The sequence below is a fragment of the Rhodovulum sp. DZ06 genome (genome assembly GCF_050586345.1).
GTDB lineage: Bacteria > Pseudomonadota > Alphaproteobacteria > Rhodobacterales > Rhodobacteraceae > JBOCEF01.
This window is the reverse complement of sequence record NZ_JBOCEF010000052.1, coordinates 1-24,403: the sequence shown is the minus strand read 5'-3', so window position 1 is coordinate 24,403 and position 24,403 is coordinate 1. Positions and strand designations below refer to the sequence as shown.

Here is a 24,403-nt window from a genome sequence, read left to right as displayed (position 1 = left end):
CATGGGCAAGATCACCCGCCGCATCTTCATGGGCCTCGGCGCCGCCGCGGTCGGCGGCCTCGCCGTCGGCTATTACTACGTCGCCGCCCCGCACCCGAACCCGCTGAACGGGACACGGGACGGGGACGAGAGCGTGCTGAACCCCTGGCTGGTCATCTCCGCGGAGGGCGAGATCACCGTGATCGCGCCGCGCGCCGAGATGGGCCAGGGCGTGCATACCGGCCTCGCCACCCTGGTGGCCGAGGAGCTGGGCGTGCAGCTTTCCGACGTGACGGTCGAGCACGGCCCCGCGGGCGCCGCCTATTACAACGGCGCGATGCTGGCCGAGGCGGGCGAGGCCCCGGCCTGGGACGAAAGCTGGGCCTCGGGGATGATGGAGACCGTGGGCCGGACCATGGGCAAGGTGCTGGGGCTGCAGGGCACCGGCGGCTCGACCTCGGTGGTCGATGCCTGGGACAAGATGCGCAAGGCGGGCGCCGCCGCGCGCATCGCCATGGCGGGTGTCGCGTCCGAGCGCCTCGGCGTACCGGCCGACCGGCTGGTGATCGAGGGCAAGGCCTTCAAGGACCCCGCCTCCGGCCGCGCGGTCGGCTTCGGGGAGCTCGCCGCCGCCGCCGCCGAGAAGGGCCTGCCCGACGATCCGGCGCTGACCCCGCGCGAAGACTGGCGCTTGATCGGGCGGACCCAGGAGCGCGTCGACATCCACGCCAAGGTCACCGGCGCGCCGATCTTCGGCATCGACGTGGAGCTTCCGCAGATGCTCCACGCCACGGTGAAGATGTCCCCCGTCTTCGGCGGCAAACCGGTGAAGGCGGATGAGGCCGCGGCCCGCGCCGTTCCCGGCGTGGTCAAGGTGGTGCCGCTCAAGACCCCGCTGGGCGAGGGCTACGGCGTCATCGCCCGCAACACCTGGGCCGCCTTCCAGGGCGCCGAGGCGCTGGCTGCCGAATGGCCCGCCCCCGCCTATCCCGCCTCGACCGACGCGCAGTTCGCCGCGCTGTCCGAGGCGCTGGACGAGGAACGCCACCCGAACGCCTTCGAAATGGGCGTGACCGGCGACGCCCCCGTCTCGCTGCGCGCCGCCCCGGAGGCGGAGATCCTGTCGGCCGAATACCGCGCGCCGATGCTCGCCCATGCCTGCATGGAGCCGATGAACGCCACCGCGCAGCTGGTGGACGGCACGCTGAAGGTCTGGTCCGGCAACCAGTCGCCGACCATCATCCAGGACGTGTGCGGGCCGCTCGTGGGCCTGTCGGCCTCGGATGTCGAGGTCGCCACCCTGCCCATGGGCGGCGGCTTCGGGCGGCGCTTCGAGGTGGACGTGGCGATGCTCGCCGCCCAGCTGTCGCAGCATACCGACGGGCGCCCGGTGAAGATGACCTGGACGCGGGAAGAGGACATGTCCCACGACATGTACCGCCCCCCCGCGCTGGGCCGGTTCCGCGCCCATGTGCGCCGCAATGAAGGCCCGACGGCGATCGAGATGCGCGTCGCGGCCCCCCACATCACCAAGTCGGTGCTGAGGCGCACCTTCGGCATGGAAGGCGGCGGCCCGGACAAGTCGGCCATCGACGGGCTGTTCAACCAGCCCTTCTTCGTGCCCAACGCCGATTACCAGGGCATCTCGGTGGATCTCGGGGTTCCCGTGGGCTTCTGGCGCTCGGTCGGCAATTCGCAGAACGGGTTCTTCCACCAGGGCTTCATGGACGAGATCGCGCATCGCGCGGCGCTCGACCCCCTCGAGATGCGCCTGAAGATGATGGACCGCCCCGAATTCGCCCCCGGAAAGGCGGCGCTGGAGCGGGTGGCGGCCATGTCCGGCTGGGGCGAGAGCGCGCCCGGGCGGGCCAAGGGCGTTGCGCTGTGCCTCTCGTTCGGGACCTGGGTGGCCGAGGTGGTCGAGGTGTCCGAGCAGGACGGGGCCATCAAGCTCGAGAACGTGTGGTGCGTGGCCGATCCGGGGACAGTGGTCGACCCGGGCAATTTCCGCGCCCAGATGGAGGGCGGGATCATCTTCGGCCTCTCGGCGGCGATGATGCAGCGGATTTCGCTTGAGGGCGGCCAGGTGCAGGAGCTGAACTTCGACGGGTTCGACGCCCTGCGCATGGCCTCGGCCCCCGCGGTGCACGTGGAGCTGCTGGAGAATTCGCCCTTCATGGGCGGCGCGGGCGAGCCGGGCACCCCCCCGGCGGCCCCGGCGCTGGCCAACGCCATCTTCGCGCTGACCGGCAAGCGGCTGCGGGCGATGCCCTTCTCGGACGAGGTGGACTTCGTCTGAGGCGGCGGCGTTCCGACGGCAAAAGGCCCGGCGCGAGGGGATCGCGCCGGGCCTTTTTCATGCGCCTGCCGTGGGACGCCGCGGCGCTCAGCCGCCCACGAACGCCTCGCGGATCAGGTCATGCAGGTGGGCGCCCTCGCGGATCGGCCCGGAATCGCTCTCGATCCGCCCGAGGAAATGGTCGAGCGCGCCGTCCCAGTCCGGGGCGATGACGAAATGGTCGTCCTCGCCCGGGCCGAACACGATCACCTGCCCGACCGTGCCGTTCGGCCCGGGATCGAGGTCGACGCCGATATAGTTGCCGCCGCCGTCATGGACCAGCGGCAGCCACTTCAGGTGCATGTACTTGTCCCGGATCGCGCCCTCGGGGTGGTAGCGCTGGTACTTGTGCAGGTTGTCGTAGCGCTTGCGCGTCACCTCGCGCGTGCCGTCGGCGTGGAAGGTGAATTCGAGCTCGTCCCAGCCATAGGCCGCGTTCTCCGCCGCCATCAGCGCGCGCACGCGGGCCATCAGCGCATCGCCCGCCTCGCGCGGCAAATCCACCGCTTTGCCGGCGAAGCTCCCGTCCGGCAGCTTCGGCGCGCCGAGCTTCATCACGCCCGGCCCGATGCCGAATTTGACCTCCGCCCAGCCCGCGGGGACATGGGTGAGGAAGCCCTGCGCGATCTCGTCGAACGCCGCTTCGGCGGCGGCCTCGTCGGGGACGGTGGGGTTCTCGGGCTTGTCGAACTGCTTCACGTCGTCGAGGTGGCGGTTGATCTTCACCATCGACATCCACTCATGCCCGAGGAAGCAGCCCATCGGGTCCGGCTCTCCGTCCCAGGTCCGCAGCGCCTCGGCCACGGCGTCGGGGAGCGGAACGCCCAGCCGGGCTTCGAGCGCCGCGACCGCCGCGGGGTCGGCCTGCGCGGCGGGCGTGTCGGTGACGTGGTCCAGCACCTCCTGCGTCCAGTCGAAGATACGGCGGAGCTTTTCAGCAGGCGTCATTTGAAATCCTCCCACGCGGCCCGGGTTTTACATGGTCCGGCCCGCACCTGTTCTGGAGGACATCGATACCCTGCCCCGCGGCCCCGGTCCACGCCCCCGGTCCACGCCGCCTCAGGCGGGGCGCTTGAACGCCGCCCGCTCCGCCTCGCACACCGCGCGGTGGGCGCAGTCCGGGTGGTGGTCGTTCACGAGGCCCATGCTCTGCATGAAGGCATAAGCCGTGGTGGGGCCGAAGAATTTCCAGCCGCGCTTCTTCAGCTCCTTCGACATGGCGACGGATTCGGGGGAGGTGGCGCGGACCTCGTAAGGCGCGGGCGCGGCCTCGTAACGCCAGACGAAGGCGGCGAGCGAGCCTTCCCTCTGCACCATCTCCCGCGCGCGGGCGGCGTTGTTGATGGTCGCCTCGATCTTGCCGCGGTGGCGGATGATGCCCGCATCGCCCAGCAGGCGCTCGACATCCGACGCGCCGAATTCGGCCACCTTGTCGAAATCGAAGCCTTCGAAGGCGGCGCGGAAATTGTCGCGCTTCACAAGGATGGTCCGCCAGGAGAGGCCCGACTGGAACCCCTCGAGGCAGATCTTCTCGAAGAGCCTGCGGTCGTCGGCGACCGGGCGGCCCCATTCGCGGTCGTGGTAGTCGACGTAGAAATCGTCCGAGGCGCACCAGGAGCAGCGCGCGACGCCGTCGGGGAACTCGGCCAGGCTCATGCCGCGCCCTCCGCGAGGAAAGCCAGCCGCGGATCGGCGCGGGAGATGTCGATGACCTGCACATCCGCCTCCACCACGCCTTCGGCGACGAACGGGTCCTCGGCCAGACGCGCCTCGAACGCCGCGCGCGTCAGGCCATGGGCGAGCACGGCGCCGCCGCCCCCCTGCCCCTCGGTCGGAACCAGCGAGCCGGAGGCGAGGAGCACGCCGTCTGCGAGGCCGGCGGCGAGCCAGGCCTGGCGCCCCTCCATGTGCTGCGGGGCGGCGGCCTTGTTGGGGCCGAAGCGAAGGAAGGCGATGAGGAGCATGGCGGCGTCTCCCTGGACTGGATCGGAACGGATGGGGAACACATAAGCCGCTTCCGCGCCGCCCGTCACCCCTTTTCGCGCCTTGCGCGCGCTCACGGTTTCGCGGGGGCGCCGCCGCGCCCCGCGGCCCCCGCGGCCCTGCGCCGCCCCGCCTCACGACACGCTGAATTGAAACTCCGTCATCATGGCGTAAAACTGCGGCCCGCGCGCGGGACATCCCTTCCGCGCCCCACCACGCCCGGGAGAGCGCCGCCCCCATGACCGCCGAGCTCGGCCACCTGGCCCTGATCCTCGCCTTCCTGATCTCTCTCTTCCAGTCCACCGCGCCGCTGATCGGCGCGCAGAAGGGCTGGTCGGACTGGATGCGCAGCGCGTCGCCCGCCGCGAACCTGCAATTCGCGCTGGTGGCCTTCGCCTTCGGCGCGCTGACCGTGGGCTTCGTGACCTCGGACTTCTCGATCAAGCTGGTGGCGGCGCACAGCCACTCGGCCAAGCCGATGCTCTACAAGGTGTCGGGGGTGTGGGGGAACCACGAGGGCTCGCTGCTGCTGTGGGTGCTGATCCTGTCGCTGTTCGGCGCGATGCTGACCTGGTTCGGGCGCGAGCTGCCCGCGGGGCTGAAGGCGCGGGCGCTGGCGGTGCAGGGGATGATCGGGGCGAGCTTCCTGGCCTTCATGCTCTTCACCTCCAACCCGTTCATCCGGCTGGAGTTTCCGCCGCTGGACGGCAAGGACCTGAACCCGCTGCTGCAGGATCCGGGCCTCGCCTTCCACCCGCCCTTCCTGTACCTGGGCTATGTCGGCCTTTCGATGACCTTCAGCTTCGCCGCCGCGGCGCTGATCGAGGGGCGCGTGGACGCGGCCTGGGCGCGCTGGGTGCGGCCCTGGGCGCTGGGGGCGTGGATGGCGCTGACCGTCGGCATCGCGCTCGGCTCCTACTGGGCGTATTACGAGCTTGGCTGGGGCGGCTGGTGGTTCTGGGACCCGGTCGAGAACGCCAGCTTCATGCCCTGGCTCGCCGCCGCCGCGCTGCTGCATTGCGCGATCGTGGTGGAGAAACGCGACACGCTGAAATCCTGGACCATCCTGCTGGCCATCGTGGCGTTCTCGCTCTCGCTCGCCGGCACCTTCATCGTGCGCTCGGGGCTGCTGACCTCGGTCCACGCCTTCGCGTCGGACCCGACGCGCGGCGTGTTCATCCTCGGGATGCTGATCGCCTCGGTCGGCGGGGCCTTCACGCTCTACGCCTGGCGCGCGCCGCAGCTGCGCGCCAGCGGCGCCTTCCAGGTGGTGAGCCGCGAAAGCGCGCTGGTCCTCAACAACCTGCTGCTGTCGGTGGCCGCCGCGGTGGTCTTCGTCGGCACCATGGCCCCGATGGTGCGCGAGGCGATCGACGGCGAGAAGATCAGCGTCGGCGCGCCGTTCTTCGAGATGGCCTTCACCCCCTTCATGGTGGTCCTCGCCGCGATCCTGCCGATCGGGGCGGCGATGCCGTGGAAGCGCGCGAAGCTCGGCGCGACGGTGCGCAAGATGGCCCCCGCGCTGGCGCTGGCCTTCGCGGTGGCGGCGCTGGTCTTCGCGCTGCAGACCGGGCGCTCGGCGATGGCGCCGGTGGGCCTCGGGCTGGCGGCCTGGCTGGTGTTCGGCGCGCTCTGGGAGGTGCTGGAGCGGTGCAAGGCGGGCCGCGCCCCGGCCGCGGAGACGCTGCGCCGCCTGCGCAACCTGCCCCGGGCCGACTGGGGCAAGACCATCGCCCATGCGGGCTTCGGGCTGACGGTGTTCGGCATCTCGGCGCTGACGGCCTGGGAGGTGGAGCATATCGGCGTGATGAAGCCCGGGGACGTGCAGGCGCTCGGCGGCTACGAGTTCCGCCTCGAGACGGTGGAGCGCGAGAAGGGCCCGAACTGGGAGGCGCAGACCGGCGTCTTCACCGCGATGAAGGATGGCGAGACCATCGGCGTGATGCGGGCCGAGAAGCGCGTCTACCCGGTGCAGCGGATGCCCACGACCGAGGCGGCGCTGGACGAGTCGCTGACGCGGGACCTCTACATCGTGCTTGGCGACCGCCAGCAGGGGGCCGAGCCCGCCTGGGCGGTGCGCATCTATGTCAAACCCTTCGCGGCCTGGATCTGGATCGGCTGCCTGGTGATGGCGGCGGGCGGGATCTTCTCGCTCTCGGACCGGCGCTGGCGCGTGGGCGCCGCCGCGAAACGCCGCGCGGCCCCCGCCGCCGCGGCCCCGGCGGAGTGAGCGTGATGGCGAAGCGATCCCTGGTCCTCGGCGCGGCGCTGGCCGCCGCGCTGGCGGCCCCCGCCCTCGCGGTGCAGCCCGGCGAGATGCTGGACGACCCGGCGCTGGAGGCCCGGGCGCGGGAGATCTCGAAGGAGATCCGCTGCCCCGTCTGCCGCAACGAGAGCATCGACGATTCCAATGCCGGGGTCGCGGGCGACCTGCGGCTGGTGATCCGCGAACGCCTCGTGGCCGGCGACACGGACGAGGAGGTGGTGACCTACCTCACCGACCGCTATGGCGAATACGTGCTGCTCAAGCCCAGCTTCTCGGCGGGCAACCTGGCGCTGTGGCTGGCCGCCCCGGCGCTGCTGGGGCTGGGCGGGCTGGCGGCCTGGGTGACCATCCGCCGCTCGCGCCCCGAGGGCGCGCCGAAGGCCGCCGCCGCGCCGCTGTCGGACGAGGAAAAGGCGCGGCTCGACGCCCTGCTGAAGCAGGACTGAGCGCCGGGACCCGCGCCAGGACCCGCGCCGGGGGCGTCCGCCGCCTCGGGGGGGCGGGCCCCCGCTCGGCGGCGGAGGCGCCTGCGGCGCCGGGCGCGGATCCGGCGGCGGAGAAGGAGGACGCGACGTCGCCCTTTCCTTCGCCCGGCCCGGCCCCCATCTTGGACGCAGCGGGCCGCAATGCCGGGGGCGCCGTCCCGCGCCCCCTGCCCGCGCCCGTCACCCGCCTCCCTCACCCGCCCCGCCGGAGACCCGCCATGCACCCGCCCCGCTACCGCACCCTCTCCTGCGCCGCCGACGACCAGGGCGTGGTCACCATCGCCCTCTCGCGCCCCGACGCGCGCAACGCCATCGACGCGCAGATGCGCTCGGACCTCGCCCATGCCTTCCACCACGCCGCCGAATACGGCCGCGCGATCCTGCTGACCGGCGCGGGCGACAGCTTCTGCGCGGGCCAGGACATGGGCGAGGGGCGCAACCTGCGCGAACTCGACCTCGGGCGCACCCTGCGCGAGGAATACACGCCCCTGCTGAAGGAGATGCGGGACGTCCCCCTGCCCGTGGTCGCCGCGGTCAACGGCGACGCGGCGGGCGCGGGGATGCATCTCGCGCTTCATTGCGACGTGGTCTTCGCCGCCGAATCCGCCCTGTTCATGGAGGCCGCGGGCCAGCTCGGCCTGATCCCCGACGTCGGCGGATCGTGGTGGCTGCCGCGGCTGGTCGGCCCGGCCCGCGCCATGGGCATGGCGCTGTTCTCGGAGCCGATCCGCGCCGAGACCGCCGAATCCTGGGGGCTGATCTGGCGCGCCGTGCCGGATGCCGAGCTTCTCTCGCGCGCCCATGCCCGCGCCGCGCAGCTGGCGAACGGCCCGCGCGAAGGCTTCGTGGCGATGCGCCATGCCATGCGCGAAGCGATGGAGAGCACGCTCGGCGCGCAGCTCGAGACCGAGGCGCGGATGCAGGCCGAGCTGGGCCGCAGCCGCGATTTCAAGGAGGCGGTGCTGGCCCTCGGGGAGAACCGCGCGCCGGAATTCGAGGGGCGCTGAACCGCCCCCCGGAGACGAAAAAGCCGCCCCGGATCCGGGGCGGCTTATTCGTGCCGGGCATTGATGCGGCCGGGCGGCCCAGGGGCGTCACTCCGCCGCCAGCTGCGCCATCTGCTGGGGCTTCGGCGCGCCCAGTCCCGTCGCCTGCGCCTGGGAGACGATGACGCCGAGCGTCACGAGGGCGGCGAACACGGTGCGGGCGAGCATGGCTTCCTCCGGCTGCATCGGGCCTTTCAAGGCCCGGTCGTTGCGACAAAGTTAACCACCCTCGCTGCGGCGCACAACACATTTTTGCACCGCAAGAAATGCGAGCGTTCCGCAAGCCCCCCGGCGCCCGCGGCGCCCCGCGCCGCTCCGGCGGCGAACGGGGGGGCATGGCCCCCCTGAGCCGCCGGACACGCCCGCCAAGCCTGCCACGCCCCCCATGCCGCCCGGCCCATGCGAAAGGGGCCGCCGGTTCCCCGGCGGCCCCCTCGATCCATCGCGGGTCTCGCGCGTCACTTCACGGTGATGCGGTCGTCCACGTAAGGCGTGTAGGGCGCGTTGTCGGCGAGGTAAGCGGCCACCACCTCGTCCAGCGCCGGCCCGTAATCATAGGCGTCCTTGCCGTCGGTGGCGAAGATCTTGTAGCCGTCGCCGCCCGAGCGCATGTAGTTGTTCGACACCACGCCGTACTCGTATTCGAGGTCCAGCGGCGTCCAGGCCCCGTCCATCTCCACGAACACGTCCGAGATGCGCGCGCCGGCCTCGGCCGACGGGTCGATGGTGAATTTCAGCCCCGCGACCTGCGCGAAACGGCCCGCGCCCTCTTCCATCTGGCTCGCGCCGTTCTCCAGCGCCGCCAGCACGCCCGCGCCCGAAAGCTTGAACGTCGCCAGCGTGTTCTGGAACGGCAGCACCGTCAGAACCTCGCCCATGGTGATCTCGCCCGCGTCGATGGACGCGCGCAGCCCGCCGCCATTGGTGATCGCCATGTCGATGCCCTGGGACTTCACCCGCGCCAGCATCGCGTCGGCCACCAGCACGCCCATCTCGCAGACCTGGGCGCGGCACACCGCGCGGTCGCCGCCGATCGGCATCTCGGTCGCCGCCACGACCTTCGAGCGGATCTCGTCCAGCGGTTCGGCCAGCTGCTCCAGCCGCCCCTTGATCTGCGGATCCTCGGCCACCGAGGCGTCCATGATCAGCGGCTCGCCCACCGCGGTCTTGATCTTGCCCGCGTCGTCGAAGGTCACGTCCAGCTCGCCGAGGAACTTGCCATAGGCATAGGCCGAGACGACGGCGGTCTGGCCGCCGTCGGGGCCGGTGACCATGGTCGGGTACGGGCCCTCGGCGCGGTCGGAGGTGTTCGACAGGTAGGTGTTGGAGTGCCCGCCGACGATCACGTCGACGCCCGCGACCGATGCCGCGACCGCGAGGTCGACGCTGTAGCCCGAGTGCGACAGGACGATGATCTTGTTAACCCCCTCGGCCTCGAGCTTCGCGACCTCGCGCGCCACCGCGTCGGCCGGGTCCTGGAAGGTGATGTTCTTGCCGGGGCTGGCGAGCTCATCCGTGTCTTCCGGGGTCAGGCCGATCAGGCCGATCTTCTCGCCGTCCTTCTCGATGATGGTGGAGGGCATCAGCTTGCCCGCCAGCGCCGGCTCGCGCGACACGTCGGCGTTCGACATCAGCACCGGGAAGCCCACCGCCTCCATGAACCCGGCCAGCACCTCGGGGCCGTCGTCGAATTCGTGGTTGCCCACGGTCATCGCTTCATAGCCGATGGCGGTCATCATCTCGGCCGCCGCCTTGCCCTTGTAATAGGTGTAGTAGAGCGTGCCCTGGAACTGGTCGCCGCCATCGACGAGCAGCGAGTTCGGGTTCTCGGCGCGCGCCGCCTTCACCGCGGTGATCAGCCGGGCCGAGCCGCCGAAGCACTTGCCGGCGTCGTTGTCTTCCGCCTTGCAGCCGCTGTCATACTTGCTGATCGGCTCGAACCGGGCGTGGAAATCGTTGGTGTGCAGAATGGTGATCGAATAGTCGGCCGCCGCGGCGCCGGCCGTGAGGGCGAGACCGGCGGCGCCGCCCAGAAGGGCGCGCAGGGACGTCGAGGAAAGGATCATCGAAAACCTCCAAGGTTGGACCGGATGATCAAAAACACGTATCCGCGCGAAATCAAGCTTGCCGCTGCGTCGCGGCGCCCGGTTCACGGGGCCGAGAGCGGCGCCCGCGCGCGGGGCCCGGGCGCGGGGGGCCGCGCGCCCTCCCGCCCGCGCGTTCACGCTTTAACCAATTTTGTTAAGTTTGATAGACATTTAAACAAAATCCATCCGCGTGCATCTTCTATCCCAACGGACAGGAACATGGAGCCGGACGGATGAAATCGCTGATCGCACGCGCCGCCATCACGGCGGCCACCGCCTTCGCCACGCCCGCCGCGGGCGCGGTGTATACGGCCTCGGCGAATGGCGAGACGGCCTTCGTCACCGCCTTCCAGTTCGACGGGTCCTCGGCCGAATTCTACGGCCACACCTATGTCTCGGGCTCCGCCAACACGCCGGTGGACCTGGCGCGCAGCGACGCGGCGGTGTTCTTCTTCCTCGAGAGCGCCACCAGCGGGTCCGGCGCGGTGTCGGTCGGGCTGCTGCTCGACGCCCCGCGCGACGGCACGCCGGGGCGGACCGAGCTGCGGGTCTCGGGGCATCTCGAGGGCGCCTCGGTCGCGGCCTCGGATGATGACGGCGAATTCGACGGCGCCGCGATGCGCGGGTCCTTCACCTGGTGGGCGTGCTGCTCGGACGGCGTGCTGCTGGACGGCGTGCCCGACGCGCCGCTGGCGCTGAGCTTCGCCTTCGAGGGGTCCGCGGGCCTCTCGGCGGTCTATGTCGCCAGCCCCGACGGCCAGGGCGGCGCACGCCTGACCCAGCTGGGCAAGGGCATGGCCGATATCGTGACGCTGGGCGGCGGCCTTTCGGCCGCGCTCTCACAGGACGTGCCGGTCCCGGCCGCCTTCCCCCTGCTGGCCGGGGGATTGGCGGCGCTGGGCGCGGCGCGGCTGCGCGGCCGCCGGGGCTGATCGCCCCGGGGCATTGCGCAGCCCCCCGGGGGGGGAGGCGCGGCGGCGCGGTCCGGCGCCGTCGCAGCCCTCCCCGCCCTCGGGGCGCAGATTTTCAGACAGGGCGACGACCGCCGCGGCGGCCCGCCCGACAGGAGCATTTCAGACCTGCGCGCGGGGACCTCGTCATCCAGCTTCGCGCGCGGCAAGGCGGGCGGCGCAATTACCGCGCCGGGACGCGGCCCCCGTCTGGGGGCGGGCGCCGCAGACCTGATCCCCGCCTGCAGCGGGCCGCGGAAGCTGACGCCGCGGCCCGCATTTTTGCGTGCGCGCCCGGCGGGGCGGTGCGCGCCCTGCTCTCTCCCGCCTCCGGCCTCCCGCCTCCCGCCTCCCGCTGCCGCAGTTGCAAACCCGCAGACACGAAAAACCCCGCCCGGCGCGCGCCGGGCGGGGTTTTCCTGTGCGTGTCGTGGATCGGCGAAGGCGATCGGCGCGGCGGGGCGTGCCCGCCGCGGCCAGGATCAGTTCTTCGCGTAGAACTCGACCACGAGGTTCGGTTCCATCTGCACCGGGTAGGGCACGTCCGACAGGGACGGGGTGCGGATGAAGCGCGCGGTCAGCTTGGAGCCGTCGACCTCGAGATACTCGGGGGTGTCGCGCTCGGCCGACTGCTGGGCGGCCATCACGAGTTCCATCTGCTTGGACTTCTCGCGGACCTCGATCACGTCGCCCTCTTTCACCTGGTAGGAGGGGATGTTCACGCGCTTGCCGTTCACCAGCACGTGGCCGTGGTTGACGAACTGGCGGGCGGCGAAGACGGTCGGCACGAACTTGGCGCGGTAGACGACCGCGTCGAGGCGGCGCTCCAGCAGGCCGATGAGCGCTTCGCCGGTGTCGCCGCGCAGGCGCTCGGCCTCGGCGTAGATGCGGCGGAACTGCTTCTCGGTCAGGTCGCCGTAATAGCCCTTCAGCTTCTGCTTGGCGCGCAGCTGGGTGCCGAAGTCGGACATCTTGCCCTTGCGGCGCTGGCCGTGCTGGCCGGGGCCGTACTCGCGGCGGTTCACCGGGGACTTCGGACGGCCCCAGATGTTCTCGCCCATGCGGCGGTCGATCTTGTACTTGGCGGAGGTGCGCTTGGTCATCGCTCCCGCTCCCTTTGCTCATATCTTCATGGACCGGCGCCCTCCTTTCCCCCGTCCCTTGGGACCGGGGCGACAGGGCCGTCGCGCCGCCGGGAGAACCCGGCCCGGGCGCGGCGCCGCGGACGCCGAACGCCCCGCCGGAGAACTTCCCCGCGCGAAGCGATGGCGGCGTGTGACATGGGCGGGGGCGGAAGTCAACGGCGGGGCGGGCGATTCAGCGCGAGATCCGGGCCCCGCGCCCCGTCCCGCGCTCTCCCGCATCCGAAATTCCGAAATTCCGTTTCAGGGATGACTTGGATCAAAGCGCACCGATCTGCGCCGCGCGATGGTCAACGTCGAAAAACACGCCGACCGGCCGCCTGAAGCCGCGGCCGAAAGGGAGATCCGAGAGATGACCATCAAGAACATCCTGCTGTCCTACAATGGCCTGCCGTCCTCCGAAGCCGCCCTGCGCGTGGCCCTGAAGATGGCCGAGAAATACGACGCCCACCTGACCGGGGTGCTGAGCCACGGGCCCAGCCGCATGTCGGTCGCCCTCGGGCCCTGGGTGACGCCGGACCTGCTGGAATCGATCCGCGAGAACGAGGTGGCGATGCGCGACAAGATCGCCGCCGGCTTCCGCGCGGGCGTGGCGCAGGCCGAGAAGGACCGGCCGGGCAAGTACCACTGGTTCGATCTCGGCGGCGACGCGGACGAGAGCCTGATGCAGGCCGCCCGCTTCTACGACATCGTGGTCATGGGCCAGTACGAGAGCGACGCCGAGACGGCGCACCTGTGCCCGCATCCCGACACCATCGCCCTGCGCTCGGGCCGCCCGGTGCTGATCGTGCCGAACGGGTTCGACCCGGCGGGCATGAACGGGCACGCGGTCCTGGCCTGGGACGGCGGGCGCGCGGCGGCGGTGGCCATGGCCGACGCGATGCCGATGATGGAGAACAAGTCCATCGTCACCGTGCTGACGGTCGGCGACGGCGAGGCGTCCAAGCGCCGCGAGGGCATGGACGTGGTCGCGCACCTGGCGCGCCACGGCGTGATGACCGACTGGAAGAACGTGCCGCGCAACGGCGGCGGCATCTCGGGCGCGATCCTCGACATGGTCGACGAGAAGGACGCGGGCTTGCTGATCATGGGCGCCTACGAGCACTCCAAGTTCACCGAGGAACTGATCGGCGGCGTGACGAAAGAGGTCCTGCGCCGCTCCAAGGTGCCGGTGCTGATGTCGCACTGACGCCCGCCCGTTCAGGACGCCCGCCCGATCAGGGTTCGATGCGCGGCCCCTCCCCCTGTCCCGGGGAGGGGCCGTTTTCCGTTCAGCAGCGGCTGTAGACATGCGCCCAGAAATTGCGGTTGGGCAGCGGGTCGCGGGCGTGGCGCGATTTCAGGTAGCGCCCGCCGATCAGGTAGGCGTCCCTCTCGCCCTGCGCGCGGCACTGCATCCGGCCGTATTCGCCGGTCATCGACTGGGCGTGGTGGACCAGCTCGTGCAGGATGATCTCGCGGAAGGCGGGGTTGTCGGCGGGGTCGTCGAAATGCTCGGCCCCGTCCACGAATTGCGGGGCGAGGGCGTAGATCACGCCGTTCGCCCCGTCCTCGATGGCGTAGAGCGCGTTGATCCGGTCATCCACGCCGCCCTCGGGGATCATGCGCGGGGCGTCCGTATACGCCTCGGCCGTCAGCCCCTCGGGGGTCAGCAGCACCAGTTCGGGCAAGGGGTGCTCGGTCGCCGGGTAGGCGGAGTGGCTTGCCAGCCAGACCGCCAGGGCCGTGAGGATGCCGTCCATGCGTCGCCTCCATCGCTTCACCGATCTGTGAAACAGAAGAGCACAAGGAGGTTAATATCTCCGACCAAAGTATTAGGTGCAGTGCAGCATACCGCGATTGAGTCACGCGAATGCAACATGAACGCAGGCGCCGCTGAAACCAGCGGCGCCCGGGTGAACTCCTCCTGAAGGGAATGCGTCTCGCCGCCCGCCCGGGGCGCCCAGGGCGCCCCGTCAGAACGGATCGTTGAGCGAGTACTTGTCGCGCAGCTTCTCCAGCGCCGCCTGGGCGCCGATCTCGCGCTCGAGCCGGGTGCGCTCGGCATCGGCGCGGCGGAACTCCTCGATCAGCTCGTCCGCCACGTCGCCGTCGCCCATCCGCTCGAGCCCGAGGCGGGCGAGCTTCACCGCGCTCTCGAAGGTCTCGCGCACCACCTCGTGGGCGCCGGCGTCGAACAGCTCGAGCTGCGAGAACCGGTCATAGGTGTCGGCCAGCAGGATCGCGTCGGGGAAGCGGTGGCGCAGGCGCTCGACCGCGGCGCGGGCGCCGTCCCGGTCGTCGATGCACAGGAAGATCATGTCCGCCTTCTCGGCCCCCGCGGAGCGCAGCACGTCGATGCGCCGCGCGTCGCCGTAATAGACCTTGGCCCCGAAGGTGCCGGCCATGCGGATGCGGCGGGGCGAGTTGTCGATCAGGGTGACCGAGTAGCCGCGCATCCGCATCACCCGCGCCACCACCTGGCCGACGCGGCCGAAGCCCGCGACCAGCACCTGGCTGCCGCCGGGGGCGTCCTTGGCGGGGGTCATGCCCTCGGCGTCGTCGTCTTCGCCGCGGGCCATGCGGGCCGAGGCCATCAGCGCCAGCGGCGTCAGCGCCATCGACAGGGTGACCACCGCCGACAGGAGCGAGCGTTCGTCCGGCGCCATCACGCCCCCGACGACGGCGGCGCCGAACAGCACGAAGGCGAACTCGCCCCCCTGCCCCAGGTAGGCGCCGATCCTGAGCGCGTCGGAGGAGGACGAGCCGAACATGCGGCACAGCCCCCAGAGCACGCCGATCTTGAGGGCGAAGAGCCCCAGCGCCCCGCCGATCACGATCCACCAGGCCTCCGCCACCACGGCCCAGTCGAGGGTCATGCCGAAGGACATGAAGAAGAGGCCGAGCAGCAGGCCGCGGAACGGCTCGATGTCCGATTCGAGCTGGTGGCGGAACTCCGTCTCCGCCAGCAGTACGCCGGCGAGGAACGCGCCCGTCGCCATCGACAGCCCCACCGCGTCCATCAGGAGGGACGCGCCGATGACCACGAGGAGCGCCGAGGCGGTGAAGATCTCGTCCGCCCTCGCCCGCGCCACCACGCCGAAGATATGCGGCAGCAGGTACCGGCCCACCAGCAGCAGCCCCGCCACGGCGGCCACGGCGATGGCGAGGTCGGTCCAGTTCATCGCGCCCCCTTCCCCGGGCGCGAGGAAGGCGACCAGCGCCAGCAGCGGCACGATGGCGAGGTCCTGGAACAGCAGGATCGAGAAGGCCCGGTCGCCGAAGGGACGCGTGAGGTCGCCCTTCTCGCGCAAGAGCTGGATCGCGAAGGCGGTGGAGCTGAGCGCCAGCGCCATGCCCGCGGCGATGCTGGCGCGCTCGGACATGCCCATCAGCATGAAGGCCCCGACCAGCAGCACGCCGGTGACCGCGACCTGGAGAAGGCCGAGGCCGAAGATCTCCATCCTCAGCCGCCAGAGGCGGGCGGGGCGCAATTCCAGGCCGATGACGAAGAGCAGCAGCACCACGCCGAATTCGGCGACATGCATCACCGTGGCCGGGTCCGGCACCAGCGCGACGCCCGAGGGGCCGATGAGGGCGCCCGCGGCGAGATAGCCGATGACCGAGCCGAGGCCGAGGCGCTTGAACACCGGCACCGCCAGCACGGCGGCCCCGAGGAAGACGGCGGCGTCCGCCAGGAAAGTCAGCTCTCCGCTCGCCGCCATGATGCCTCCGTCGGTCGCGCCTGCCTGCGGGCCGCCCGGATGGCGGCCCCGCCCCATGGTTATAGGGGCCTGACCTTGCCGAGCGGTAGTGCGCACTTGCAGCCAATTGCACCGGGCGGCCCGCCCGCGTCCATTCGCCCTGCCCCGTGCGCGGCCGTCGCGCCACATCGCGACAGATGCGTGTCGGGGGAGATCGAGGGGGCGCCGCCCCCTCGAGCGGGGGCTCGGGGGCGGCAGCCCCCGCCACGCCCCCGCCGCCACGCCGAAACCTGCGCCATTCGTCGCGAATCCCGCCGCACCCGCCTTGCGCCGCGCGCGCGCGCCGCTATAACTCGCGCGATTTCGCCCTGCTCATCCCTTCGCGCCCCCAGCCGCCCCGCGCCCCTCCTCGCGCGACGCGGCCGCCCGGGCGCACGCCGACCTCAAGACCCGGAGCCGACATGCCCAAGCGCGACGACATCTCCTCGATCATGATCATCGGCGCCGGCCCGATCGTCATCGGCCAGGCCTGCGAGTTCGACTATTCCGGGGCCCAGGCCTGCAAGGCGCTGCGCGAAGAGGGCTACCGGGTCATCCTGGTGAACTCCAACCCCGCCACCATCATGACGGACCCGGGCCTCGCGGACGCCACTTACGTGGAGCCGATCACCCCCGAGGTCGTGGCCCGGATCATCGAGAAGGAGCGCCCGGACGCGCTCCTGCCGACCATGGGCGGCCAGACCGCGCTGAACACCGCGCTGGCCCTCGACGATGACGGCGTGCTTGAGAAGTTCAACGTGGAACTCATCGGCGCCGATCGCAAGGCCATCGAGATGGCCGAGGACCGCAAGCTGTTCCGCGAGGCGATGGACCGCATCGGCCTCGAGAACCCCAAGGCGACCATCGCCGAGACCATGCAGGAATGCATGGACGCGCTCGAGCACGTGGGCCTTCCGGCGATCATCCGCCCCGCCTTCACCCTCGGAGGCACCGGCGGCGGCGTGGCCTATAACCGCGATGATTACGAGCGGATCTGCAAGTCCGGCCTCGACGCCTCGCCCGTCTCCCAGATCCTGATCGACGAGTCGCTGCTCGGCTGGAAGGAGTTCGAGATGGAGGTGGTCCGCGACAAGGCGGACAACGCTATCATCATCTGCTCGATCGAGAACATGGACCCGATGGGCGTCCACACCGGCGATTCGATCACCGTCGCCCCCGCGCTGACCCTGACGGACAAGGAGTACCAGATGCTCCGCACCGCCAGCATCGCGGTGCTGCGCGAGATCGGCGTGGAGACGGGCGGGTCGAACGTGCAGTTCGCGATCCATCCCGACACCGGCCGCATCGTGGTGATCGAGATGAACCCGCGCGTGTCGCGCTCCTCGGCGCTGGCCTCCAAGGCCACCGGCTTCCCGATCGCCAAGATCGCCGCGAAGCTGGCCGTGGGCTACACGCTCGACGAGCTCGACAACGACATCACCAAGGTGACCCCGGCGAGCTTCGAGCCGACCATCGACTACGTCGTCACCAAGATCCCCCGCTTCGCCTTCGAGAAGTTCCCCGGCTCCAAGCCCGAGCTGACGACGGCGATGAAATCGGTGGGCGAGGCGATGGCCATCGGCCGGACCTTCCACGAATCGCTCCAGAAGGCCCTGCGCTCCATGGAGACGGGTCTCGACGGGCTCGACGAGATCAGCTTCTGCGAGGCGGATGCGAGCGCGGACGAGCGGCGCCGCGCGCTGACCGCGGCGCTGTCGCAGCAGACCCCGGACCGGCTCCGCGTGATCGCCCAGGCGATGCGCGAGGGGCTTTCGAACGACGAGATCCAGGCCATCACCTCCTGGGATCCCTGGTTCCTCGCCCGCCTGCGGGAGATCGTGGACATCGAGGCGGGCATCGCCGCATCCGGCCTGCCGGGCGACGAGGCGGGGATGCGCCGGCTGAAGATGTACGGCTTCGGCGACGCCCGGCTGGGCAAGCTGACCGGCAAGACCGAGGACGAGGTGCGCGCCGCGCGCCAGGGCCTTGGCGTGCGGCCGGTGTTCAAGCGCATCGACACCTGCGCGGCCGAGTTCGAGGCCCAGACGCCCTACATGTATTCGACCTACGAGGCCGAGACGATGGGCGCGGTCGAGTGCGAGGCGCGGCCGTCCAATGCCAAGAAGATCGCCATTCTCGGCGGCGGCCCGAACCGGATCGGCCAGGGCATCGAGTTCGACTATTGCTGCTGCCACGCCTGCTTCGCGCTGACCGATGCGGGCTATGAGACCATCATGGTCAACTGCAACCCCGAGACCGTGTCGACCGACTACGACACCTCGGACCGGCTCTACTTCGAACCGCTGACCGCCGAGACCGTGCTCGAGATCCTCGAGACCGAGAAGCGCGCGGGCACGCTGCACGGCGTGATCGTGCAGTTCGGCGGCCAGACCCCGCTGAAGCTGGCCGAGGCGCTGGAGAAGGCCGGGATCCCGATCCTCGGCACCTCGCCCGACGCGATCGACCTGGCCGAGGACCGCGAGCGGTTCCAGAAGCTGCTCAACGATCTCAACCTCAAGCAGCCGCCGAACGGCATCGCCCATTCGGACAAGGAGGCCTTCGCGGTCACCCAGGCCATCGGCTACCCGGTCGTGATCCGGCCGTCCTACGTCCTCGGCGGGCGGGCGATGGAGATCGTGCGCGACGACGCCCAGCTCGACCGCTACATCCGCGAGGCGGTGGTGGTCTCGGGCGACAGCCCGGTGCTGATCGACGGGTACCTGTCGGGCGCAACCGAGGTCGACGTGGACGCGATCTGCGACGGCGAGAGCGTGCATGTCGCGGGCGTGATGGAGCATATCGAGGAGGCGGGCGTCCATTCGGGCGACAGCGCCTGCTCGCTGCCGCCCTACTCGCTGTCGCGCGAGATGATCGACGAGCTCAAGCGCCAGACCGAGAAGATGGCGCTCGCGCTCGGCGTGAAGGGCCTGATGAACGTCCAGTTCGCGATCAAGGGGACCGAGATCTACGTGCTCGAGGTCAACCCGCGCGCGTCGCGCACCGTGCCGTTCGTCGCCAAGGCCACCGGCTCGCCGGTCGCGGCCGTCGCCGCGCGGGTGATGGCGGGCGAGAAGATGGACGCCGTGGCGGACGACCTGCGCAGCCCCGACACGCCCCACATGGCGGTGAAGGAAGCCGTGCTGCCCTTCGCCCGCTTCCCGGGCGTCGACACGCTGCTCGGCCCGGAAATGCGCTCGACCGGCGAGGTGATGGGCATCGACGCCAGCTTCGACCGCGCCTTCCTGAAGTCCCAGATGGGCGCGGGCGTGACCCTGCCCGAGGGCGGCAAGGTGTTCGTCTCGGTCCGCGACGCGGACAAGGAGGTGATGCTGGACGCCGCGCGGATCCTCGCCGATCTGGGCTTCGAGATCCTCGCGACCGCGGGCACCGCGAAGCACCTGACCGCCAACGGCGTCGCCGTGACCACGGTGAAGAAGGTGTACGAGGGGCGGCCGAACATCGTCGACCTGATGAAGGACGGCAAGGTGGGGCTGGTGTTCAACACCACCGAGGGCGCGCAGTCCGTGGCCGACAGCAAGGACCTGCGCTCGGCCGCGCTGCACGGGCGGATCCCCTACTACACCACCGCCGCCGGGGCCCGCGCCGCCGCGCGCGCGATCCGCGACCGCCAGGCCGGGGCGCTGGAAGTGGCCCCGCTGCAGAGCTACGCCGCGCGCCGCTGAGGCCGCCGCGCCCCCATTCCAGAGACCGCCCGGGGGCGGGACGGGCCGAACGCCCGTCCCGCCCCCTTGCATATCGGGGCCGGCGCGGCGCCCGGCCCTTCCTCGTGCATTGCATGAAGTCCGCGGCCCAGGCGTTTGTTTTATGGGGCAATGAACACAGCTCCCGCGCCCCCGCCGCGCCCCCGCCGCGCGCCGTCCCGGGGCGTGGATCGGTCATGTCCGCATCAACCCTGATAGCCGGTTGCACCCTTCGCCCCCACGTGCTGAAGTCGTTAATGACGACTCTGCAAAGGAATTTTGCGCGCCGTCGCCCCACCCCGTCCCGCGCGATCGCAGGCGGGGGCGCAGAGGCGCCCTTCCCGGGCGCGTTCCCGTTTCATCGTGCGTGCGTCGCTTTCCCCAGCCCCGCCGCCCCGCCGAAGACGAGCCGCTGACCCCGTGCCGGACGCCGCCGCCTCTCCGCTTCACATCGTCAAGCTCTGCGTCGGCGCGCAGGGCCCCGAGGACCTGCGCGCCTGGCAGGAGGCCCGGCGCCTGTCCACCGGCCGCCCGCCCGCGCACACCACCCGGATGCGCCCCAGGCGGGCCGACGAGGTGCTGGACGGCGGCTCGCTCTACTGGGTGTTCCAGGGCATGATCCTGGCCCGGCAGCGGATCATCGCCCTCGAGGAGACGACCCGCGAGGACGGGGTGCAGGCCTGCAACATCGTGCTCGACCCCGAGATCATCCGCACGGAACCCAGCCCCCGCCGCCCGTTCCAGGGCTGGCGCTACCTCAAGCCCGGCGACGCGCCCGCGGACCTCGCCGAGGGCGGCAAGGGGGCCGAGGACGCGCCCGCGGAGCTGCTCGCCGCCCTCTCGGACCTCGGGGTGGTGGCATGAGCGCGACGGGACTCGCCTGGGCCGACAAGCGGCTGACCCCGCTGCGCGACATGCACGCGGCGGACCTTCTGCAACGCACGGCGCGGTTCCTCGACCGCGGCGCCGACGTGACGCCCGAGCCGCTGGCCCGCCACGCCGACGGCCGGCTGATGCGCACCCCGCGCCTGCACCTGCCGTTCCGCCGCGACCTCGAGGTCGCGACCGCTGGCGGGGGCGTGGCGCATCCGCGCGTCGACACCCCGCTCGATCCCGGGCTCGATCCGCGCCCCAGCGGCGTGACGGCGGGCGAGTTCCAGCTTTCGGCCGCGCCGTTCCAGTGGCAGGCGGCGGAGCTGCTGCTGCGCGGCGATCCCGACGGCTTCGCCTGGGCGCCGCTGCGGCTGTGGTTCCTCGAATGGATGCAGCCGCGGATGATCGAGGAAGCGCCCGAGCTGCTGGGCGCCGTGCATTCGCTCTCGGACCCCGAGCCGATGCGCACCGGCGTGCGGCTGCGGCTCGATTTCGGCTCGGCCCCGCCGCAATGCGCCGCCGAGCTCCTCGACGCCCTCGCCCTGACCGGCGCCGAGGCGGCGAGCATCGGCCCCGCGCCCGAGGCGCGCTGAGGGCCGCAGGCCCCGCCCCGGGCCGCGCCGCCGCGCGAAAACCCGCCCATCACGGCGATTTCGCCCCCCCGCGCCCCCTGCCCGCCTTGCCCCGCCTGCCCCGAGCCGCTATCACCCCGCCGGACCCATATTCCCGGCGCGAGGACCCCGACATGGCCAAGGACAAGAAGGGCAAGCCCCGGCGCCCCAAGGCGGCGACCCCGCGCGGCTTCCGCGACGTGTTCGACGCGGAGATCGCCGCGCGCAACGAAATGCTCTCGCGCATCACCGAGGTCTACCGCCGCTACGGCTTCGACGCGCTCGAGACCAGCGCCGTCGAGACGGTCGAGGCCCTCGGCAAGTTCCTCCCCGACGTGGACCGCCCGAACGAGGGCGTCTTCGCCTGGGAAGACGATGACGAGGGCTGGCTGGCGCTGCGCTATGACCTGACCGCGCCGCTGGCGCGCGTCGCGGCGCAGCACCGCAATGACCTGCCCAGCCCCTACCGGCGCTACGCCGTCGGCCCCGTCTGGCGCAACGAGAAGCCCGGGCCCGGCCGCTTCCGCCAGTTCACCCAGTGCGACGCGGACACCGTGGGCGTGGCCTCCCCGGCGGCGGACGCCGAGATCTGCGCCATGCTGGCCGACGCGCTGGAAGCCGCGGGCATTCCGCGCGGCGACTACGTGATCCGCATCAACAACCGCAAGGTCCTCAACGGTCTGCTGGAAGCCGTCGTCTCGGACGATGCGGGCGAAGAGGCGATGGCCGGGATCCTGCGCACCATCGACAAGTTCGACAAGGTCGGCGAGGCGGGCGTGCGCGAGCTGTTGGGCGAGGGCCGCAAGGACGCCTCGGGCGCCTTCATCAAGGGCGAGGGGCTGGAACCCGAGCAGGCCGACCGCGTGGTCTCCTTCCTGCTGGCCCGGCGCGAGAGCAACGCGGCCACCGTCGCCGCCCTGCGCGCCCTCGTCGGCGACAGCGAACAGGGCGGTGCGGGGGTCGATGAGCTCGAGACCATCGCCACGCTGCTGGACGCGCAGGGCTATGGCGAGGACCGGATCATCCTGGACCCCTCGGTCGTGCGCGGCCTCGGCTATTACACCGGCCCGGTCTACGAGGCCGAGCTGACCTTCGAGATCAAGGACGAGAAGGGCCGCCCGCGCCAGTTCGGCTCGGTCGCCGGCGGCGGGCGCTATGACGACCTGGTGAAGCGCTTCACCGGGCAGGTCGTGCCCGCCACGGGCGTGTCCGTGGGCGTCGACCGGCTGCTGGCGGCGCTGGCCGCCTCGGGGCGCATGTCCGACCATTCCGCGGGGCCGGTCGTGGTCACGGTGATGGACAAGGACCGCGTTGCCGACAGCCTTGCGATGGCGACCGAGCTGCGCCGCGCGGGCATCCGCGCCGAGGCGTTCCTCGGCGGCGGCAACATGGGCAAGCAGCTGAAATACGCCGACAAGCGCAACTCTCCCGTCGCCGTGATCGAGGGGTCGGAGGAGAAGGCGCGCGGGGTGGTGCAGCTGAAGGACCTCGCCCTCGGCGCCCGGCTTGCGGCGAATATCGAGACGCACGAGGACTGGAAGGCCCAGCCCGCGCAGGTCGAGATCCCGCGCGAAAACCTCGTGGAAGAAGTGCAGAAGATGATCGCCCGCGCCGCGGGCGGCAGCGAAGGATAAGCGACATGTCCCCGGCGCGCGCGTACCTGGCCCATGGCCGACTTGGCGAACGGCTGGCCGATCTCTCGGCCGAGACGGAGCGTCTGCGCGCGCATTTCGCCGCCCACGGGGCCGAGGACGTGGAGCCGGCGGCGCTGCAGCCCGCGGACCTCTTGCTGGACCTCTATGGCGAGGACCTGCGCGCCCGCGCCTTCGTGACCGAGGACCCGGTGGACGGGGACCTGATCCTGCGCCCCGAATTCACCGCGCCGGTCGCGCTCCTCCACCGGTCGCGCGATGCCGAGGCCCCGGCCCGCTACGCCTATTGCGGCACCGTCTGGCGGCGGCAGGCCCCGGGCTCCCTGCGCCCGACCGAGTTCCTGCAGGCGGGCGTCGAGGCGCTCGGCGACGCGGACAAGATGGAGGCGGATGCCGAGATCTTCGCGCTGATCGCCGGGGCGCTGGCCGAATGCGGGGCGCTCGACGTGGCGACGGGCGACATGTCCATCGCGCGCTCGGCCATCGCGGGGCTGGCGATCTGCGACCGGCGCAAGGCGATGCTGCGCCGCCACCTATGGCGCCCGGAGCGGTTCCGCCAGCTGCTCGAGAGCTACGGCGCCGAGGCGCAGGCCCCGACCGAGGCGCGCGCCGCGCTCCTCGCCGCCGCGCGCGCAGGCGATGAGGCGCTGGCCGCCCATATCGCCGCCGCCGCCCCCGAGGCCGGTCTGCGCGGCCCCGAGGAGATCGCCGCCCGCGCGGCGGAGATCCTGGAAGACGCCGACGCCGCCCCCCTGCCCGCCGCCGAGATTGCGTTCGTCGAGGCGCTGCTGGCCGTGAAGGGCCCCTCCGCCGAGGCGCTGGAGCGGATGCGCGCCCTTTGCGCCGACGCCCCCGCCGCGCTGGCGGGCGCCGTCGCCCCGGCGATGGAGCGGATGGCCCGCCGCCTCGCCGCGCTGAAGGCCCGCGGGATCGACGCCGATGCGCTGCCCTTCGACGCCTCCTTCGGGCGGGCGCTGGAGTATTACGACGGCTTCACCTTCGAATTCCGCGCGCCGGATGCGCCGCACCTGCCGCCCCTCGGCGGCGGCGGGCGGTATGACGCGCTGACCGTGCGGCTCGGCCTCGGGGCCGAGGGCCAGGGGCTGGCGGCGGTCGGCGGCGCGGTGCGCCCCGAGGCGATGCTGGCCGCGCGTCTGGGGCTTGCGGCCCCCGCCCCCGCGGCGCCCGCGGTGCACGCGCCGACCGCGGCGCGGCTGCGGCTGGGCGTGCCCTCCAAGGGCCGCCTGCGCGAGGCGACGATCGACTGGTTCGCCGCCCGCGGCGTCTCGATCGAGGGCGCGGCCTCGTCCCGCGAATATTCAGGCAAGGTCAGCGGCATCGAGGGCGTGGACCTGGTGCTGCTCTCGGCCGGGGAAATCCCGCGGGAACTGGCCGCCGGGCGCATCGATCTCGGCGTCACCGGCACGGACCTCGTGCATGAGAAGATCCCGGGCTGGGGGGGGGGGGGGGGGCCCCCCCCCCCCCCCGGCGTCTTCCCTCCCCCCCCCCCCCCCTCCCCCCCCCCCCCCCCCCTCGTGTTGTTGGACCCCCCCCCCCCCCCCCCCCCT

18 protein-coding genes are annotated in these 24,403 nt (G+C 71.6%); 11 read left to right on the top strand and 7 right to left on the bottom strand.

All coding sequences use genetic code 11. The annotated features are described in order from the left end of the window. Position 1: 1 nt before the first annotated feature. On the top strand, positions 2 to 2,278 hold the full coding sequence (locus ACQ5SO_RS18225) for a molybdopterin cofactor-binding domain-containing protein (protein ID WP_430943068.1): 2,277 nt from the start codon (positions 2 to 4) through the stop codon (positions 2,276 to 2,278). A gap of 87 nt (positions 2,279 to 2,365) precedes the next feature. On the opposite strand, the gene ACQ5SO_RS18220 is transcribed toward ACQ5SO_RS18225, so the two are convergent. From ACQ5SO_RS18220 to ACQ5SO_RS18210, 3 genes are all read right to left on the bottom strand, one after another. After that, entirely contained in the window at positions 2,366 to 3,265 is a 900-nt protein-coding gene (locus ACQ5SO_RS18220) for an SMI1/KNR4 family protein (protein WP_430943067.1), read from the bottom strand. 111 nt (positions 3,266 to 3,376) lie between these two features. Next, the gene (locus tag ACQ5SO_RS18215) at positions 3,377 to 3,973 is read right to left on the bottom strand and encodes a DNA-3-methyladenine glycosylase I (RefSeq protein ID WP_430943066.1); all 597 of its coding nucleotides are present in this window, start codon (positions 3,971 to 3,973) and stop codon (positions 3,377 to 3,379) included. Then, positions 3,970 to 4,281 (bottom strand): YciI family protein, encoded by a 312-nt coding sequence (locus ACQ5SO_RS18210; RefSeq protein ID WP_430943065.1) that lies wholly within the window; start codon positions 4,279 to 4,281, stop codon positions 3,970 to 3,972. Before ACQ5SO_RS18210 ends, ACQ5SO_RS18215 begins: the two co-directional genes overlap by 4 nt. Before the next feature lie 257 nt (positions 4,282 to 4,538). On the opposite strand from ACQ5SO_RS18210, the gene ACQ5SO_RS18205 reads away from it, so the two are divergent. The 3 genes from ACQ5SO_RS18205 (at position 4,539) to ACQ5SO_RS18195 (ending at position 8,058) form a co-directional block, all read left to right on the top strand. Then, positions 4,539 to 6,530, top strand: coding sequence for a heme lyase CcmF/NrfE family subunit (locus ACQ5SO_RS18205; RefSeq protein WP_430943064.1), 1,992 nt, complete (start codon positions 4,539 to 4,541; stop codon positions 6,528 to 6,530). Positions 6,531 to 6,535: 5 nt separating this feature from the next. Further along, positions 6,536 to 7,012 (top strand): cytochrome c-type biogenesis protein, encoded by a 477-nt coding sequence (locus ACQ5SO_RS18200; protein ID WP_430943063.1) that lies wholly within the window; start codon positions 6,536 to 6,538, stop codon positions 7,010 to 7,012. A gap of 257 nt (positions 7,013 to 7,269) precedes the next feature. Next, positions 7,270 to 8,058: an enoyl-CoA hydratase-related protein gene (locus ACQ5SO_RS18195; RefSeq protein WP_430943062.1), complete on the top strand. Its 789-nt coding sequence runs from the start codon at positions 7,270 to 7,272 to the stop codon at positions 8,056 to 8,058. A gap of 497 nt (positions 8,059 to 8,555) precedes the next feature. Here ACQ5SO_RS18195 and ACQ5SO_RS18190 read toward each other — a convergent pair whose 3' ends face one another. Beyond that, the gene (locus tag ACQ5SO_RS18190; RefSeq protein ID WP_430943061.1) at positions 8,556 to 10,163 is read right to left on the bottom strand and encodes a bifunctional metallophosphatase/5'-nucleotidase; all 1,608 of its coding nucleotides are present in this window, start codon (positions 10,161 to 10,163) and stop codon (positions 8,556 to 8,558) included. 254 nt (positions 10,164 to 10,417) lie between these two features. On the opposite strand from ACQ5SO_RS18190, the gene ACQ5SO_RS18185 reads away from it, so the two are divergent. Then, positions 10,418 to 11,116, top strand: coding sequence for a hypothetical protein (locus tag ACQ5SO_RS18185; protein ID WP_430943060.1), 699 nt, complete (start codon positions 10,418 to 10,420; stop codon positions 11,114 to 11,116). Between the two features lie 500 nt (positions 11,117 to 11,616). Here ACQ5SO_RS18185 and rpsD read toward each other — a convergent pair whose 3' ends face one another. After that, complete coding sequence (gene rpsD / locus ACQ5SO_RS18180; protein WP_430943059.1) at positions 11,617 to 12,237, bottom strand: 30S ribosomal protein S4; 621 nt, start codon at positions 12,235 to 12,237, stop codon at positions 11,617 to 11,619. 391 nt (positions 12,238 to 12,628) lie between these two features. Here rpsD and ACQ5SO_RS18175 point away from each other — a divergent pair, with 391 nt between their 5' ends. Continuing rightward, a complete protein-coding gene (locus ACQ5SO_RS18175) occupies positions 12,629 to 13,465 on the top strand; it encodes a universal stress protein (RefSeq protein ID WP_430943058.1) in 837 nt (278 codons plus the stop codon). An 82-nt stretch (positions 13,466 to 13,547) separates the two neighbouring features. Here ACQ5SO_RS18175 and ACQ5SO_RS18170 read toward each other — a convergent pair whose 3' ends face one another. Then, positions 13,548 to 14,018, bottom strand: a complete 471-nt coding sequence (locus ACQ5SO_RS18170) for a hypothetical protein (protein WP_430943057.1) — start codon at positions 14,016 to 14,018, stop codon at positions 13,548 to 13,550. A 213-nt stretch (positions 14,019 to 14,231) separates the two neighbouring features. After that, a complete protein-coding gene (locus tag ACQ5SO_RS18165; RefSeq protein WP_430943056.1) occupies positions 14,232 to 15,980 on the bottom strand; it encodes a monovalent cation:proton antiporter-2 (CPA2) family protein in 1,749 nt (582 codons plus the stop codon). Between the two features lie 440 nt (positions 15,981 to 16,420). Between ACQ5SO_RS18165 and carB the strand changes: the two genes are divergently transcribed. The 5 genes from carB to ACQ5SO_RS18140 form a co-directional block, all read left to right on the top strand. Then, positions 16,421 to 19,681, top strand: a complete 3,261-nt coding sequence (carB, locus tag ACQ5SO_RS18160) for a carbamoyl-phosphate synthase large subunit (protein ID WP_430943055.1) — start codon at positions 16,421 to 16,423, stop codon at positions 19,679 to 19,681. A 438-nt stretch (positions 19,682 to 20,119) separates the two neighbouring features. After that, positions 20,120 to 20,563: a DUF1489 family protein gene (locus tag ACQ5SO_RS18155; RefSeq protein ID WP_430943054.1), complete on the top strand. Its 444-nt coding sequence runs from the start codon at positions 20,120 to 20,122 to the stop codon at positions 20,561 to 20,563. Continuing rightward, positions 20,560 to 21,165 (top strand): hypothetical protein, encoded by a 606-nt coding sequence (locus ACQ5SO_RS18150; protein WP_430943053.1) that lies wholly within the window; start codon positions 20,560 to 20,562, stop codon positions 21,163 to 21,165. Before ACQ5SO_RS18155 ends, ACQ5SO_RS18150 begins: the two co-directional genes overlap by 4 nt. 152 nt (positions 21,166 to 21,317) lie before the next feature. Then, a complete protein-coding gene (gene hisS, locus ACQ5SO_RS18145) occupies positions 21,318 to 22,817 on the top strand; it encodes a histidine--tRNA ligase (RefSeq protein WP_430943052.1) in 1,500 nt (499 codons plus the stop codon). 5 nt (positions 22,818 to 22,822) lie between these two features. Next, a partial coding sequence (locus ACQ5SO_RS18140; RefSeq protein ID WP_430943051.1) for an ATP phosphoribosyltransferase regulatory subunit occupies positions 22,823 to 24,403 on the top strand: 1,581 nt, incomplete at its 3' end.